The organism is Salinibacillus kushneri (assembly GCF_900111405.1).
Taxonomy (GTDB): Bacteria; Bacillota; Bacilli; order Bacillales; family Alkalibacillaceae; genus Salinibacillus; species Salinibacillus kushneri.
Window position 1 is genome coordinate 161471 of sequence record NZ_FOHJ01000001.1, and the last position, 16905, is coordinate 178375.

At 39.5% G+C, this 16905-nt stretch carries 12 protein-coding genes and 1 tRNA gene; 1 reads left to right on the top strand and 12 read right to left on the bottom strand.

Annotated elements, in window-relative coordinates; genetic code table 11:
* Positions 1–145: 145 nt before the first annotated feature.
* The 11 genes from BMX63_RS00780 to gltB form a co-directional block, all read right to left on the bottom strand.
* Positions 146–1516, bottom strand: coding sequence for an aldehyde dehydrogenase (locus BMX63_RS00780; RefSeq protein ID WP_093130995.1), 1371 nt, complete (start codon positions 1514–1516; stop codon positions 146–148).
* A 12-nt stretch (positions 1517–1528) separates the two neighbouring features.
* Positions 1529–2728 (bottom strand): iron-containing alcohol dehydrogenase, encoded by a 1200-nt coding sequence (locus BMX63_RS00785; protein ID WP_093130997.1) that lies wholly within the window; start codon positions 2726–2728, stop codon positions 1529–1531.
* Positions 2729–3083: 355 nt separating this feature from the next.
* Complete coding sequence (gene csaA, locus BMX63_RS00790) at positions 3084–3413, bottom strand: chaperone CsaA (RefSeq protein ID WP_093130999.1); 330 nt, start codon at positions 3411–3413, stop codon at positions 3084–3086.
* A gap of 204 nt (positions 3414–3617) precedes the next feature.
* Entirely contained in the window at positions 3618–4208 is a 591-nt protein-coding gene (locus BMX63_RS00795; protein ID WP_093131001.1) for a polysaccharide deacetylase family protein, read from the bottom strand.
* Positions 4209–4285: 77 nt separating this feature from the next.
* Positions 4286–5038, bottom strand: a complete 753-nt coding sequence (gene phnC, locus BMX63_RS00800) for a phosphonate ABC transporter ATP-binding protein (RefSeq protein ID WP_093131003.1) — start codon at positions 5036–5038, stop codon at positions 4286–4288.
* A gap of 12 nt (positions 5039–5050) precedes the next feature.
* Complete coding sequence (gene phnE, locus BMX63_RS00805; protein WP_093131005.1) at positions 5051–5806, bottom strand: phosphonate ABC transporter, permease protein PhnE; 756 nt, start codon at positions 5804–5806, stop codon at positions 5051–5053.
* A gap of 170 nt (positions 5807–5976) precedes the next feature.
* Complete coding sequence (locus tag BMX63_RS00810) at positions 5977–6963, bottom strand: glycosyltransferase family 4 protein (protein WP_093131007.1); 987 nt, start codon at positions 6961–6963, stop codon at positions 5977–5979.
* 124 nt (positions 6964–7087) lie between these two features.
* Positions 7088–7184: transfer RNA gene (locus BMX63_RS17805), tRNA-Sec, on the bottom strand.
* A gap of 226 nt (positions 7185–7410) precedes the next feature.
* The gene (locus tag BMX63_RS00815; protein WP_093131009.1) at positions 7411–8235 is read right to left on the bottom strand and encodes an aldo/keto reductase; all 825 of its coding nucleotides are present in this window, start codon (positions 8233–8235) and stop codon (positions 7411–7413) included.
* 184 nt (positions 8236–8419) lie between these two features.
* Entirely contained in the window at positions 8420–9907 is a 1488-nt protein-coding gene (locus BMX63_RS00820; protein ID WP_093131011.1) for a glutamate synthase subunit beta, read from the bottom strand.
* A 24-nt stretch (positions 9908–9931) separates the two neighbouring features.
* Positions 9932–14446: a glutamate synthase large subunit gene (gene gltB, locus BMX63_RS00825; RefSeq protein ID WP_093131013.1), complete on the bottom strand. Its 4515-nt coding sequence runs from the start codon at positions 14444–14446 to the stop codon at positions 9932–9934.
* A 339-nt stretch (positions 14447–14785) separates the two neighbouring features.
* On the opposite strand from gltB, the gene gltC reads away from it, so the two are divergent.
* Complete coding sequence (gene gltC, locus BMX63_RS00830; RefSeq protein ID WP_093131015.1) at positions 14786–15691, top strand: glutamate biosynthesis transcriptional regulator GltC; 906 nt, start codon at positions 14786–14788, stop codon at positions 15689–15691.
* 436 nt (positions 15692–16127) lie between these two features.
* Here the strand turns inward: gltC and BMX63_RS00835 are convergent, their stop codons facing one another.
* The gene (locus tag BMX63_RS00835) at positions 16128–16688 is read right to left on the bottom strand and encodes a nitroreductase family protein (RefSeq protein WP_093131017.1); all 561 of its coding nucleotides are present in this window, start codon (positions 16686–16688) and stop codon (positions 16128–16130) included.
* Positions 16689–16905 lie beyond the last annotated feature (217 nt).

Genomic DNA, 16905 nt, shown 5'->3' on the forward strand with positions numbered 1-16905 from the left:
AAAACACAAATGTGAGAAAATGTCTTTCATAGTATGAATTTAGTAGTAGGTATTCAACAAGCGGGGGTTCTGTCATTCAAAAAGGATCGTCCTGGGTTTGGACGATCCTCTTATACAATATTCATCGTGAATCTTGTAAAATACTTTACTTAAGAAACCATTTAATCTTTTTTAGACCGTTTTTCACGTTCGGATATCGGAAAGGAATGTCAAATAGATTGGTTTGCTTTACGACACTTTTCTTGTGTGAAAAGGTATCAAAGCTTCCCTTCCCATGATAAGATCCGATACCACTGGACTTCACGCCACCAAACGGTAAATAAGGGGATACAAAATGATAGACCGTGTCATTAATACATCCCCCACCAAAAGAAATGTTATTAAGTACCTCCGATTGAATGTCCTTCTGGGCTGTAAACAGGTAAAGAGCAAGCGGGTGGGGATGCTGATCAATGCCTTCAATGACATTTTCTAAATCCTGATAGTCCATCACAGGTAGAATCGGACCGAAAATCTCCTCCTGCATGACTGAATCATCCCAGGAAATATCAGTTAACACAGTGGGCTCTATGGCGAGATTTTTCGAATCAATTTGTCCTCCCATAAACGTTTCTCCGTCCCTTAAAAATCCCTTCAGCCGTTTAAAATGCTCTTCGCTCACAATATGTGTGTAATTTTTGTTGTCCAAAGGATGATCTCCATATAAATGACGAACACCCTTCTTAAATTCTTGTAAAAATTCTGTTTTGACGTTTTCATGAACATATAAATAATCCGGTGCTATACAGGTTTGCCCTGCATTCGTAAACTTCCCCCAGGCAATGCGCTTTGCAGCCAGTTTAATGTTTGCGTCTTCATGAACAATACATGGACTCTTCCCACCTAATTCTAACGTGACAGGCGTTAAGTTTTTTGATGCGGCTTCCATGATAATTGTTCCTACCGGGATACTTCCGGTAAAGAAAATGTAGTCAACGTTTTCAGCTAAAAGGGACTGGCTCGTCTCAACGCCTCCTTGAACAACCGAAACAAACTCCTCAGGAAACAGCTTTGAAATCAGACGATTCATAAAATCCGAGGTCTCCGGTGTATATTCTGACGGTTTAATAATCGCTGTATTTCCTGCTGCGATTGCACCAATTAAGGGAGCTAATGCGAGCTGAAAAGGATAATTCCAAGGCGAGATAATCAAAGAAACCCCGTATGGTTCAGCATAAACATAACTTGAAGAACCAAAGTGTGTAATGGGGGTTTTGACTCTTTTTGGCTTTATCCATGAGCGCAACCGCTTTAACGTGAATCCGATTTCCTCCAAAACAATGCCGATTTCCGTAGAATAAGCGTCAAATGCTGATTTATTTAAATCTATCTTCAGGACGTTCATAATTTCCTTTTCATTTTCCTGAATGGCCTTTTTAAGTTTTTGCAGCATCTCCATTCGAAAAGAAACCTCTTTTGTCTTCCCACTACGAAAAAATTCCCTTTGCTTGCGGATAAGTGATTGATTGTTTTCCAATCTTCTCCCTCCCTATTCCTGAATCACATGATATAAGTATTCCATATCCTTTTCAGAAAAAATCTTAGGAACTGGATAAATTGGATTGGCCTCTGACAGCGCGCGTTTTATCATGATTGAAAGGTCTTTTTCTTTAATCCCGCTTATTTTGTCTGGGATATTCATCTTCTTATTAAAGTTCTTAATCTCTTCAATAAATTTTTTTGCTTTTTGTTCTTTATCATCTGATGGGTCACCTATGTTCACTAAATCTGCCAGGTCAGCTAAAGGGGGATACACTGAACGTCCGTAATATTCAAGAACATGAGGCAGGATGACTGCATTTGCTAAACCGTGTGGAACAGCATAAAACCCACCTAGGGTATGAGCAATCGCATGCACATTTCCAACATAAGCTCGTGTAAAGGCCACACCTGCTACATAGGCTGCCCGCTGCATATTGGTACGGGCTTCCATATTTTTACCGTTAGAATATGCTTCATAGAGGTTTTCAAAAATAAGTTTTACGGCTTCTCGACTGCATCTTTTCGCTTTTTCGGAAGCACCATGGTTTGTGTAAGCTTCAACTGCATGGGTTAACGCATCCATTCCTGTTGTGGAAGTAATGTGTGGAGGAAGATTTTTAGTGAGTAGGGGATCGAGTACAGCAAAGTCTGGAATAAGAGATAAATCCATGATGGCATATTTTTCATGTGTATCCGGATTGGATATAACCGTTGCAACCGTTGCCTCACTTCCTGTTCCAGCTGTGGTTGGAACAGCAACAAGAGGAGGTGTTTCTTTACGCACCCTTAATAGTCCCTTTAATTGTGGGAGGGTTTTACCCGGCCGGGCTATTCTTGCTCCAACTCCCTTGGCACAATCCATAGGGGAGCCTCCACCGAAGGAAATTATTCCCTTACAGTTGCTTTCTTTAAATATTTTTAAAGCGGTTTCAATATTTTCAATAGTTGGATTAGGCACTACTTTATCATAAATAACATATTTAATTCCTTCTTCGCGTAGCTCCTTAAGCATATTATCCATTAATCCAATTGAGCGGATCCCTTCATCTGTAACAATTAGGACTTTAGTAAGGTGTTTTCTTTTTAATAGGGGTGGGAGTTTTCCTAAACTATTTTCCCCTTCTAATAACACAGGCTCACGCCAGGGTAAAAAACGGGTAAATATACGACTTGCAGCTTGATATATTCTGCAAAACATCTTATACATAAATGCCCTCCTTTTCTTCATCATGAGTAATGGAATAGTAGAGTAAAAATACACGCCGAATGAAAGCGCTTTATAATAAATAGAAAATACGTTCGAACATCCCCCCTCACTTATCTTAAATAACACTGCAAAATAGATTTTTCATAATAAAAACCTCTTCATTTAAATATATAAATCATTTTCATACTATTCAATCACTTATTATGTATATTTAGCTCCCAGAAGATTAAAAAAAGGGGTACATTTATCGGGGGAATTCTTTGGAAACTAGACAAAAAACGGGTAAAAGCAATAAAAAAAGAGTCCAGCTTAATCAAGCTGAACTACTTCACCATTCTTGAATACCATATAACTCCTAAGCAATTGGTGTCCCATTGGGAACTGGCTGATCAGGCTTCAAAAGCACCACGTCACCGTCCTCAGGTACACCACCTATTACTAGCACTTCTGACTTATAGCCTGCAATTCGCATAGGAGGAAAATTGACAACAGCCGCAACCTGGCGACCAATAAGCTGTTCGGGCTCATATCGTTTCGTAATCTGAGCTGAGGACTGTTTACTGCCTAATTCACCAAAATCAACTTCAAGCTTAATCGCTGGTTTTCTGGCTTCTGGAAAGGGCTCTGCCTTTTGCACAGTACCAATGCGGATATCCAGGTTTTGAAAATCATCCAATGTGGCCATAGACTTCTCTCCTTTGATTATTACTTAGGATTAATCTTTCACCATCTTATGGAATTTTCCCTGCCAATAAAATAAATTCCTTTAACTATTTTCCACCTTTAACCTCCAAACACATATTCCTGGAGGCCTCGATAACTAACGTATCCAAATACTTTCTGGAACGGCTAACATTTAAGAGAAGTGAATTCCAGCGGTATTCTTGAATTACAGAATGGTAAATTGATACCCCTTTTCTTTAATAATCCGAATCATTTCAGGAAGGGCTTCAACCGTCTGTTTAAGTTCATGTAGTAGAATAATAGCTCCATCTTCTAAGTTTTCCGTTACATTTGAAATAATCTGTTCAGAATTCCCTTTCAATTCCCAATCAATACCTGCAATTCGCCACATAACCGATGTTAATCCCAACTGGTTTGCTGCTTTTATTGTATCCGCATTATACTGGCCAAATGGTGGCCGGAAATAGGTAACTTTCTGTCCAGTTATGCCTTCAATCTTTTTGACACTTTCGGCTAACTGTTTGTATTGTTTGTTAAAATCTAATGTTGACAGATCTGGGTGATTGATGGTGTGAGTTCCTATTTTATGACCTTCCTCAACAAGCCTGGCCCAAGGTCTTTCCTGGTATAAAAGTCGAGTCTGCCAAAAGAACATAGCAGGTACCTCTTCCTCTTTTAAAATATCAAGAATTTGCGGCAGCACTTTGCCAGGACCATCGTCAAAAGTTAACACAACCGTTTTTTCATCAGAAGAATTGATACTCGTTAATACATGACTATCCTTCGAGTCGTACACGACCCTTGACTGATCAACTACTCATGGACTTTTCATCATTCTTCATTCTCCTCTCTTTTGTTATAAGTGGCTGATTATTAAGGCTGTTTTGCTGTTTCATAATAGGTGAGATGGAACTCTTCATCCTGGAAGGAATCTGGATGATCATCAAAGATTACTTTTCCATTCTTTAGTGCAATGATCCTTGTTGCAAACCGTTTTGCCAAGTTCACATCATGAACATTAATAATCGTAAGTAGTTGGTGACGGTTATGCATTTTTTGAATTAAGCGAAAGATATGACTAGCTGTACCAGGATCTAAACTTGAAACGGGTTCATCCCCAAGAAAGGCTTTTGGGTGTTGCAGTAAAGCCCTTGCTATACCAACTCGTTGTTTCTGTCCACCACTCAGTTTTTCAACTTTACGGTACATCTGATCTGTTAGCCCCACATCAGCAATAACCTTCTTAGCATGATTTATTTCCTCTTTATTGAATAGTCCAATGATATTTTTATATGTTGATCGATATCCAAACAGTCCGGTTAGAACATTTTGTAAAACGGTAAGTCTGGGAATTAAATTAAAGTGTTGAAAAATCATTCCCATTTCTCTTCTTATTTTACGCAAGTCCTCTTCAGATAACGATGACAACGGTTGATCTTTCCAATAAACAGTGCCACTTGTCGGATCTTGTAAACCATTTATACAACGGATTAATGTTGATTTTCCAGCCCCGCTTTTTCCGAGGATACAAACAAATTCACCCTTCTGAAAGTGTAAATCGATGGAAGATAGCGCCTCAAAATCACTATCTTCATATTGAACAGACAAATCTTTAATCTCGAGCATTTTGCTTCCTCCTTAAATGACCTTATTCCGAACGAAGCTGCCAAATAAATCGACGATGATGACGATAACCATAATAATCAAAACATCTAAAGAAACAGAAGAATATTGGAAGGTTTTAAAATCATTAAATAAGCGCTGCCCAATTCCTCCCCCACCAATAAATCCTAATATGAGCGATGTTCGAATGGCCACTTCAAAGCGATAAAAATAGTGTGATAGTACGTTCGGCCATATTTGTGGAAGAATACTGAATAAATAAGCAAATCCTTTCTTGGCTCCTACTGCCTTCATCGCTTCCTGAGGACCTGAATCAGACGCCTCAATGAGTTCAGATATTAGCTTACCCAGCACTCCAATATTATGAAACATTATGGCAAGGACCGCCGGAAAAGGGCCAAGACCCAGGGCAGTTAGCAAAATTAATCCAAAAACAATTTCAGGAATCGATCGAACAAAACTTAGCAAAACTCTTGATAGGTGATAGAAGAATCCTGATGGTGATGTGTTTCTGGCAGCGACAAAACTAAGGGGCAAGGCAACAATAAGTCCAAAAAGACTGCCCAGGAAAGCCATTCCAAGTGTTTCCAGACTATCTTCAAGCATATGAGGTAGCTTAGCGTAATCCATCGGGAACCATTCACCTAGGAAATCAACCATGTTACGAAAATCTCTAAATTTTGATAAGTTAAACTCCGTAAGCTCCATACTGAAGTAAATCAAAACGCCTAATATGATTACCGTAATAATATTTCTACTTTTGAACCACACAAAGATCAACTCGCTATTCTTTATTTCTTACCTGCTTCACACAATGAATACTTTCAAGGCCTTGTCCTGCGCCTAAGGTTTGGGTTACCATAACGTTCTCTTATAATACTAGTTCATAGTAGTAATAGTCAGAAAAAAGAACTCGATCACGAGCTCTCCATTCACCCGTTTTATTCCTGCATATAAATGCTTAATAGGTATTTCGCTTCATAACTGCCTGAATGTTTATCTCTAACATATTCTTCTGCACGATTTCCGATGTGCTGTGTCCATTTCTTATGGTTCATTAGCTGTTCTGCATAATCGAGAAAGTGGCTTTCATTCGAGAATATCAGCCCGTTTTGCTGATGGGTTATAATGCTTTTATTTCCTTCATTGTCCGAAGCAAGCACGGGAAGACCAAATCCCATAGCTTCCAAAATAGCGGAGGATTGCCCCTCCGAATCCGAAGTATTAATGACACTATCGGTTTTTGCATAAATACTTCCCATATGTTTGTGATCTACTTGACCAAAATAGGTAACCCAGTCACGGTTTTCTTCTACCAATTCTTTTACAATTGCCCCCTCTTGTTCTTCAAGAACAGGCCCCACAATCCATAGTCTGGTCTGGGGATATTTAAAATGCAGTTTTGACAGCATCTTTATTGCAGAGGGAACATTTTTGATTTTTCTAATACCTGCTGGAAGTGTAAATACAAAGGTATTGTCTTCTTTTTGTACTGGAAAATCCGATTCTGAAAATTCACTCGTCCCTTGTGGCAAAATAAATACCTTATCTGATACAGATGGAACTTCTTTTTCCAAAATATGCTTTCCTTTTTCATTAAAAACGTGTATGGCTTTGGCACCCTCCAGACAATCCATTACTTCAGCACGCGTTTTGGAATCAAATAAATAATAATTCAAGTCTGTACCCGTTATTGTAATCATATAAGTTTTGGGTATGTCGTTTATTTTCTGCATAAAGCGATAAAACTTGTATGCATGAAAGCCGTGTACCATATCTGCTTCTGGAAGCGCAGTAATGCCTTCATCTGTAATTGAAACAATTTCTGTTGTAACTCCTAGCTTCTCAAGACCATCAGCAATACGCTGGACCGTTACGGTATTTCCGCGAGGCTGATGAAAATGTGGAGTGGCTAAAACTACTTTCATGACCTATTCATCCTTTTAAGTGTCTCATTCTGAAGAGCTATTGATTTAGATATTATATTTAATTTATCAAAATAAAAAAAGCCGTAACAATGAAAGCCATTGACGACTTAAAAACGAAAATGATTGGCGGGACTGTGTGGGAATCGAACCCACCGGAGACGGCACGCGCCTCCCTCAGGGTTTTGAAGACCCAGGGGGACACCAGTCACCCATCCAACCCCGTAAAGAGCACATTATTTTAATAGCTTCAAAACTCACAAACGTTATTATACATATATTTAAGTTTGTGTTCAAATGATTCAATCTAGACATTTACAATAATAAATCGAAAAAGGCATTGCTCCTGTAATATGCTCCTCTAAGGGGTAGAGAGATTAAATAAAAGAATCTGTTTCCTTTGGGGGTGCATATCACCTGAAACAATGCCTTTTAAAATACTTTCAAATATTATCGTTTATTCATATCATTTGGATGTGGTCCATTACGCCTGTTTTGATTTAGCTGATTAATTTCATCCATTTCCTCAGCTGTAAGCTCAAAATCAAACACATCAAAATTCTCTTCTATTCTGGATGGAGTTACTGATTTAGGAATTACTATGGTTTTATTTTGCAGATGCCAGCCCAATACAACTTGAGCGGGGGTTTTTTGATGTGACTCAGCAATTCTTTTCACTACCTCATCTCGCAATGCTTCGCCACCTTGATCAAGCGGACTCCAAGCTTCTACAAAAATATCATGATGAGCACAGAACTCTTTTAGTTCGTTTTGTGCAAGAAAAGGATGGCATTCAATTTGATCCAGTACGGGTTTAACCTCACATTCTTCCATAATGCGTTCTAAATGTTCTTTTTCAAAATTACAAACCCCAATTGCTTTTACTCGGCCATCATGATAAAGCTTTTCTAATGCTTTATAGGTTTCCACATAGTCATCAAACTCAGGTGTTGGCCAATGAATCAAATATAAATCTACATAGTCAAGCCCAAGTCTTTCCAGGCTTTCATCAAAAGCACGAATAGTATTTTCATATCCCTGGTCACTGTTCCAGACCTTCGTTGTAATAAATAAATCCTCACGTGGAACGCCAGAGTCTTTAATGGCCTTTCCAACGCCTTTCTCATTCTGATAAATCATCGCTGTGTCAATTGATCTGTAGCCAACCTCAAGGGCTTTCGATACAGCTTCTGTTGCCTGATCATTTTCTACTTTCCAGACACCAAAACCAAGCTGCGGCATCTTTACGCCGTTGTTTAACGTTACATAGTTCATCTGATATTTCTCCTTTCTAAGTATTGACAGTTGTACAAGTATATTTTTTCTAAATCATCCTCAAAAATACCATATATATGTAGGCATGTCATTTCTAAGCAACTGCTGGTGTTATGTTAGAATGGCCATTTTAACATCTATGAATAAAAAATCCCGCCTTGGGTGGCGGAATTTTTTTTCTTTACTATACAACCTTCTTAGTCGTTTCTTCCGTTAAATAGTCATGCACCTGCTCAGCAACTTCACGTCCTTCACGAATCGCCCAAACAACAAGACTCTGTCCCCGACGTGCATCACCTGCAGCGTAAACACCTTCTTCACTCGTACGATAGTCTTTCATTCCGTCTATTGTCCAGATGCGTCCGCGTTCATCGGTTTTTAATCCAAAGTGTTCTAAGACCTCTTGTTCAGGTCCTGTAAAGCCAATCGCAACTAAAACCAGATCAGCTTCCCAGACTTGTTCAGTTCCCGGTATTTCTTTTGTAACCAGCTTCCCGTCTTCATAAACTTTCTCTACATTTAGCGTATGCAAAGCTTTTACATGTCCCTGTTCATTTTGTTCAAAGCGTTGCGTTAAAATTTCATACTTACGTGGATCTTCCCCTTGGACGCTTAATCCCTCTTTATAGCCATAATCTAATTTAAATGTCATTGGAAATTCTGGCCAAGGATTGTCATCCGTTCGTTCCTCAGAATTTTTCGGGTGTTTACCAAACTGAACGACACGCTTACAATTTTGACGAAGAGCAGTAGCGACACAGTCAGCACCTGTGTCACCACCCCCGATAACAACTACGTTTTTACCTTCAGCTGAAATTGGCGTATCTTTTGGATCGGTTTCAAGTGCTTTCGTAGCAGCTGTTAAATAGTCCATCGCAAAATGGATTCCACTACTATCACGGTTTTCTAAAGGAATATCACGCGGATCTTGAGCACCAGTACACATGATGACCGCATCATACTCACGATTTAATTCATCACGTGTAATATCAACACCAACCTCTGTGTTACAAGCAAACTCAATACCCGACTCTTTCATCACATTAATTCGACGATTAACGGTATCCTTTTCTAATTTCATATTTGGAATCCCATACATCAAGAGTCCACCAGGTCTGTCATCTCGTTCAAAAACCGTTACACGATGGCCTTGTTCATTAAGCTGATCAGCAGCTGCCAAACCAGCTGGTCCTGAACCAACAACAGCTACACGTTTTCCTGTACGACGAGCCGGAACTTTCGCCTGAACCCAGCCATTGTCAAAACCTCGTTCGATAATCTCGTTTTCAATCGATTTAATGGTAACCGGATCATCATTAATTGCAAGAGTGCAGGAACCTTCACAAGGAGCAGGACATACGCGGCCGGTGAATTCCGGAAAATTATTCGTTTCTTCCAAACGCGCGAGTGCCTCCTGCCAGTTTTCTTCACTTACAAGTTCATTCCACTCAGGGATAAAATTATTAACAGGACAACCAACATAATCACCATCCCACTCGGCACCTGTGTGACAAAAGGGTGTACCACAGTCCATACAGCGTGAGCTTTGGCGTTTTAACTCGTCATCATCAAAACGAAGGACGTATTCTTCCCAGCTCTTAATACGCTCTATGGGGTCCCGCACTTCCTGGTCTTTTCGGTTAAATTCCATGAATCCTTTTAAATACCCCATGTTGTTCCCCTCCTTTTGTCATTATTATTGCACCACTTTTTCCTGCGTTGTACTTTCGTCGTGCGATAGCATGGCTTTATACTCCTCCGGTATAATTTTCACAAACTGATGTACGACTGTTTCCCAATGATTTAATAGATATTTCGCACGCTTACTTCCTGTATATTGCACATGCTTTAGCAGCATATCTTTAACTTCATTTCTATCATCCTGATTATCAAGTTTCTCGAATAAAACGAATTCTTTATTACACTTTCTTTTAACTTCTTTGGCATCATTTGCCCAGATGTAGGCAATTCCACCCGACATACCAGCTGCAAAGTTTTTGCCAATACCCCCAAGAACTACAACACGACCGCCTGTCATATATTCACATCCATTATCACCAACACCTTCGACAACGGCACGCGCGCCGCTATTACGAACCGCAAAGCGTTCACCTGCACCTCCATTGATATAGGCCTCACCACTTGTTGCACCAAATAAAGCGACGTTACCAATTATGACTTCTTCCATACGATGTAAAGCTGACGGTAGATTTGGCTGAAAAATTAATTTACCTCCTGATAGTCCTTTCCCGACATAATCATTTCCATCGCCCTTAACATGCATAGTCACACCATTTGGTACAAACGAACCAAAGCTTTGACCGGCTGAACCTGTAAAATGCAGGTCTATCGTATCCTCAGGTAAACCTTCTTCACCGTACCGTTTGGAGACTTCATACCCAAGTGTAGTTCCAACGGTCCGATTCTTATTCTCAATTGGTAAATCTAATTGTACAGTTTCACCATTTTCTATTGCTTCTTTCAACTGTGGAATAAGCTTAGACGTATCCAGATGATGTTCATCAAAAACATTTATTTCTGGACGTTTGTTGTTAAGCCAGCTTGCATCTGTTGTATTTAACAGTGGGCCTAAATCAAGCTGTTTGGCCTTTGGATGATCAGCTTTCTTCTGACTCACGGTTAATAAGTCCGTACGACCTATTAATTCATCCAGGGAACGTACACCAAGCTGTGCCATAATTTCACGCATTTCTTCTGCGACAAAGCGCATGAAATTGACAACATGATCGGCCTGGCCTGCAAACTTATCACGTAGCTCAGGGTTTTGAGTAGCAATACCTACAGGGCACGTGTCTAAGTGGCAGGCACGTATTAAAATACATCCCAGTACAACCATTGGAGCTGTTGAGAAGCCATATTCTTCCGCTCCAAGGAGGGCTGCTTTAATCACATCACGACCAGTCATAAGCTTCCCATCTGTCTCAAGTCGAACGCGCTCACGTAAACCATTTAAAACTAATGTCTGGTGCGCTTCAGCTAATCCTAACTCCCACGGTAAACCTGCATGACGTATACTTGTTTTAGGTGAAGCCCCTGTACCGCCTTCATAACCACTGATTAAAATAACATCGGCTTTCCCTTTCGCAACACCGGCTGCAATCGTTCCAACACCAGACTTCGCAACCAGTTTTACATTCAAGCGTGCATCCGGATTAGCATGCTTTAAGTCATAAATTAATTGAGCTAAATCCTCAATGGAATAAATATCATGATGCGGTGGTGGTGAAATTAAACCAACACCAGGCGTAGATTTTCGGACTTCTGCAATCCAAGGGTGTACTTTTTTACCAGGAAGATGACCACCTTCACCTGGTTTAGCACCTTGGGCCATTTTAATTTGAATTTCATCCGCATTAGTTAAATAATAACTCGTAACACCAAAGCGACCAGAGGCGACCTGTTTAATTGCACTTCTTCTAAAGTCACCATTCTCATCAGGGGTGAAGCGACTAGGATCTTCTCCTCCTTCACCACTATTACTTTTACCACCAATTCGATTCATCGCTATCGCCAGCATTTCATGTGCTTCCTGACTGAGTGCACCGTAGGACATCGCACCCGACTTAAATCTCTTCCATATAGTTTCTACTGACTCGACTTCTTCAATAGGAATAGATTTCGACTCATCAACTTTAAAATCCAACAAGTCACGTAAGTATGTTACTTTTTCATTTTCGACAAGCTTTGAATACTTTTCATATAAAGTTTTACTATTCATCCGTGCGGCATGCTGAAGCGTATGAATCGTTCTTGGGTTAAACGCGTGATACTCCCCGTCATGACGCCACTGCATATCACCACCAGATGGTAATGTCGAACGATTTTCATAATAAGCAATACGATGTCTGGTTAACGACTCTTCGGCAATTGTCTCTAATCCAATACCACCAAGCTTAGACGACGTACCATAGAAATATCGATTTATGACATCACGATTAATTCCAATAGCTTCAAATGTCTGTGCTCCACGGTAACTTTGAATCGTTGAAATCCCCATTTTCGACATCACTTTTACAATCCCGGAAGTTGCAGCTTCCCGGTAACGCGCAATAGCTGTTTCATAACGATAACCTTCTATAAATTCATCGTCCACCAGCTTTTCAATCGAACGATATGCTAGATATGGATAAATAATATCAACGCCATACCCAATTAAAACAGAGAACTGATGAACATCACGGGCTTCAGCCGTTTCCAGAATTAAGCTTGCTTTCGTCCGCAATCCTTTACGAACCAAGTGATGATGTAATCCACTCACCACTAATAGTGATGGCATTGCCACACGATCAATCGACATATCACGATCGGTTAACACAATTAGTGATACACCTTGTTCAATCGCATTTTCAACCCGCTGAAAAAGCGATTCTAATGCAGCCCCCATGCCAGCTGTTCCACGGGAAACAGGATAAGTAGTTGACACACGCTCAAACCGGAAGTCACTTCGACTATTATGAATTACCGCATCAAACTCTTGCTTCGTTAAAATTGGTGTATATAAACGAATCCTTTTACAATGCTCTGGTCCATCATCTAAGAAATTATGGCGTGGACCAAGATAAGAAGTAGTGGACGTCACCCCTTTTTCACGAATCGCATCAATCGGTGGATTCGTTACCTGGGCGAATAATTGCTTAAAATAGTTAAACAACAATTGTGGTTGTTCTGATAAAACAGCTAATGGTGTGTCATTCCCCATTGAACCGATGGGGTCTTTTTTTTCCGTGACCATTGGAACAATGTTTTTCATCATTTCTTCTTTCGTGTAACCATTCGCTAACTGAAATGGAAGAAGCTCATCCTTAGGTAGGTCCTCGGAGAAATCACTCTCCGGTAAACCTTTTAACTGAACTTGCGAATCATTCAACCATTCACGATATGGAAATTTTGTTGCAATTTCACGCTTAATATCTTCATTAAACAGCACATCGCGCTTTTCTAAATCAACTAAAATCATCTCACCTGGAGCAAGACGTCCTTTTTGAACAACTTGTTCTGGTTCGATATCAACAACACCTACTTCAGAAGATAAAACAATACGATTATCCTCCGTAATATAATAACGCGCGGGACGGAGTCCATTACGATCAAGTGATGCTCCAATTTGCTTACCATTTGTATAAGCAATTGCTGTTGGGCCATCCCATGGTTCCATAATGGTGCTTAAATATTCAAAGCACGCACGTTCAGGGTCCTTCATCTGTTCATTTAAATCCCAGGCCTCAGGCACCATCATCATTGCCGTTTGAGACATTGTACGACCATTTGTTACTAAGTACTCAAATGCCTGATCAAGCATACCTGAGTCACTGGAATCTTCATCAATAATAGGTAAAAGCTCCTTGTGGCGCTCTTCATAAACATGAGAAATGGCAGCTGTTTCACGCGCCTTCATCCAATTTATATTTCCTGTAATCGTATTAATCTCACCATTATGCATTAACATACGGTTAGGATGTGCGCGCTCCCAGGACGGAAACGTATTTGTACTATATCGGGAATGCACCATACCAAATGCCGTTTTAGCCTTTGAATCATTTAAATCTAAATAAAATCGATTCATCTGTTCCGGTGTCAGCATTCCTTTATACACAATAGTCTCTGGCGATAAACTCGCAAAATAAAATGGACCCTCTTTAAGCTCATCCATTTTAGAAACACGTTTTTCAATGATGCGACGGACTAAGTAGAGGGATTGTGTGAATTTTTCTACTGAATGCGTCCCTTCAGGCCTTTTAATAAAGACCTGACGAATATATGGCATCGTAGATTTAGCTGTCTCTGAAAGCATGGAATCATCAACAGGAACCGTTCGCCACCCGATTAAATCGTGCTTTTCCTCTTTTATTACTTGTTCTACAACAGACTCAGCCTGCTTTCTTAAATGCTCCTGTTGTGGTAAAAACAGCATACCAACAGCATACTCACCTTGTTGGGGCAGCATTTGATTCCATTGTTTGCGAAACAGCTCATCTGGAATTTGCATCATGATACCTGCACCGTCACCTGTATTAGGATCTGATCCCCGACCACCACGATGCTCTAGTCGACAGAGGATCGTGATTGCATCTTGAATCATTTGATGCGTTTGATTCCCATCTATACTTGCAATAAAGCCAATACCGCACGCATCACTTTCAAACTTGGGATCATACAACCCTTGTTTTTGTGGAAGTACTGTTCGAATCATTGCCTCACCCCATCCTTTCCATTGGATTAAATAAAGAAAACTTGAGTACATTAAAGGGATCTTTAGAAACCCTCATGCTTTGTGCAAGCTATACGGCGCCGGAAATTGTCTAGTTGCACTTATACTATCTTCCGATTTATCTGATAAATTTTTGATAGTAAAAAATAAACTCGCAAATGCGAGAATGCCATATAATTTTCGGTAAATTAAAATTTATTAAAAAAATGGTAAAAGTCCGACAGGTATTTAAATCATATAATTTTTTTGTTATGCTTTCAATATATATATTCGATACTATTAATCGCAAAATGAGATAACAGTTGGATAAAGGGTGATATGATGGAGCTTAGGCAAATTAAATATTTTATAAAAGTGGCGGAATTAGAACACGTGAGTGAGGCTGCTGCTGAATTACACGTCGCCCAATCAGCTGTTAGCAGACAGATTGCCAATCTGGAAAATGAACTTGGAGTTAAACTGTTCTTACGTGGGGGAAGGAAAATTCAACTGACACCGGTAGGAGAAATTTTCCTTGAACGGGTGAAATCGGCGATGGTTGAGTTTGAAAAAGCAGAAAGAGAAATATATGAATACTTAAATCCAGAAAGCGGTAATATTCGGCTCGGATTTCCAACAAGTCTAGCTGCCAAGACGTTGCCAAATGTAATCTCAGCCTTTCGAAAAGAGCATCCGCAGATTGGATTTCAATTGTATCAGGGAACAGTCAGTGAATTAACAGAAGCGGTTATTTCAGGTCAGATCGATATTGCCTTCGTCTCTCCTGTCCCGTCCCACCATGAGGAAGTTAAAGGTCATATCTTCTTTACTGAAAAAATGATGGCCTTATTACCCAATAATCATGAATTTGCTAACGAACCCTATTTACGTTTAGTCCAATTAAGATATGAACCGTTTGTGATTTTCAGGCAAGGCTATCATATTCGGGAAATTATTATGAAGGCTTGTTCCCAGGTTGGTTTTCAACCAAGGATTGCCTTTGAAGGAGAAGATGTTGATACCATTAAAGGACTAGTCTCAGCTGGCCTTGGTGTAAGCTTACTCCCTGAAATTACACTAAATGACCTGCCGATGCGTGATACAAAGCCGGTTGAAATTATTGAACCAAATGTCTCACGAACAGTCGGTATTATCCTGCCATCAAACCGGGAAGTTGCCCCATCTGAACAAGTCTTTTTTCAATTTCTACAATCTTATTATGAAAGGCTTAACAATTTTGGTTATTAAGAAGAAACGTGCAATGATTTATGTATTTCAACATCTCTATTTTAGAGACAGCATCTATGGTTATTATTAAATTCTAAATTTCTGTTGCTGGTGATGTTGTCCAATATCGATAGGAAAGGAAAGACAAAAAGCAATTTTAGTATATTGTCTTTAGGTAGTCGGTTATTTAAACGGCTTAAATGGCAAGGGGAGTTAAAGTAGTTTTATTGTGAGGAAACAAAATTAAAAACTGGATAGAGATTTTTTGCCCAAATCCCCCCTTGCTCAAATACTGGTTGAATACAATCTCCACTTGAATAACCCTGTATTCACCTGGTACTTCTATACTGATATACAAATGATTTAAAAAGCTCTTGATGTGAGTGTAAGTATAGAGAATTAGGCATTTTGGGTAAGTTATCTAAAGGAATCTGTCAATTAGAGATTCTATAAAACTTTAGTCAATCCATGTTGTTACTTCCGAAATTGGTTTTCTTGTCTTCTTTTCGGGTTCTATTTCTGGATATCCGATATAGAGAAGGCCAACCAGCTCACTATTTTCATCCAGTCCAAAAGCTTGCTTCATTCTTGGATGATACATAGGTGCACCACTACGCCACATCGCACCAAGCCCCATACCATACGCACCTAATAGCATATTTTGGATGGCAGCATGTGTAGCAGCACAATCTTCCCTTCGTTCTATCTCATTTTGACTTCTAAAAGAAACAGCCACTGCAATAACGACAGGTGCCCGTCTTGCCTTTTTTTGCTGTTTAGAATCAATTAACTCTTCTGAAGCGTCTGTATTATTTTCTAAAGCAATATCTCTATACGCATCTCCCAATACTTTTCGTCCTTCTCCTGTCATAACAAAAAAGCGCCAAGGTTCTGTTAAATGATGATTGGGGGCCAAAGTTGCCAATCTAAGTAATTCCCCTATTTTCTCTTTTTCCAGTTGATCTTGTTTCACTTTTGCGATACTTTTTCTAGACTCGATGCCTTCCAGTAAATTCATCTCTATTTTCTCCTCCCACTTAGCTTGCTAAATATACTATATTATACATTCTATAAAACTTTAAACACAAAAATGAACCTTTTGACATTTTTCAATTTTTTATTTTTACTGTTGTTTTCTATTCATTACCAAAATTTCTAAAAATTTTTAGCGACTTTCCACAAAATGGAGGGTTATTATGGTAAATAAAGAAATAGGTTAAAAAGAGGATTAAGGA

What these genes read in the sequence shown, in the direction of transcription:
- BMX63_RS00785 (WP_093130997.1), bottom strand. Translation starts at nt 2,728, where the DNA reads ATGTATAAGATGTTTTGCAGAATATATCAAGCTGCAAGTCGTATATTT.
- csaA (WP_093130999.1), bottom strand. Translation starts at nt 3,413, where the DNA reads ATGGCCACATTGGATGATTTTCAAAACCTGGATATCCGCATTGGTACT.
- phnC (WP_093131003.1), bottom strand. Translation starts at nt 5,038, where the DNA reads ATGCTCGAGATTAAAGATTTGTCTGTTCAATATGAAGATAGTGATTTT.
- BMX63_RS00810 (WP_093131007.1), bottom strand. Translation starts at nt 6,963, where the DNA reads ATGAAAGTAGTTTTAGCCACTCCACATTTTCATCAGCCTCGCGGAAAT.
- BMX63_RS00815 (WP_093131009.1), bottom strand. Translation starts at nt 8,235, where the DNA reads ATGAACTATGTAACGTTAAACAACGGCGTAAAGATGCCGCAGCTTGGT.
- BMX63_RS00820 (WP_093131011.1), bottom strand. Translation starts at nt 9,907, where the DNA reads ATGGGGTATTTAAAAGGATTCATGGAATTTAACCGAAAAGACCAGGAA.
- gltB (WP_093131013.1), bottom strand. Translation starts at nt 14,446, where the DNA reads ATGATTCGAACAGTACTTCCACAAAAACAAGGGTTGTATGATCCCAAG.
- gltC (WP_093131015.1), top strand. Translation starts at nt 14,786, where the DNA reads ATGGAGCTTAGGCAAATTAAATATTTTATAAAAGTGGCGGAATTAGAA.
- BMX63_RS00835 (WP_093131017.1), bottom strand. Translation starts at nt 16,688, where the DNA reads ATGAATTTACTGGAAGGCATCGAGTCTAGAAAAAGTATCGCAAAAGTG.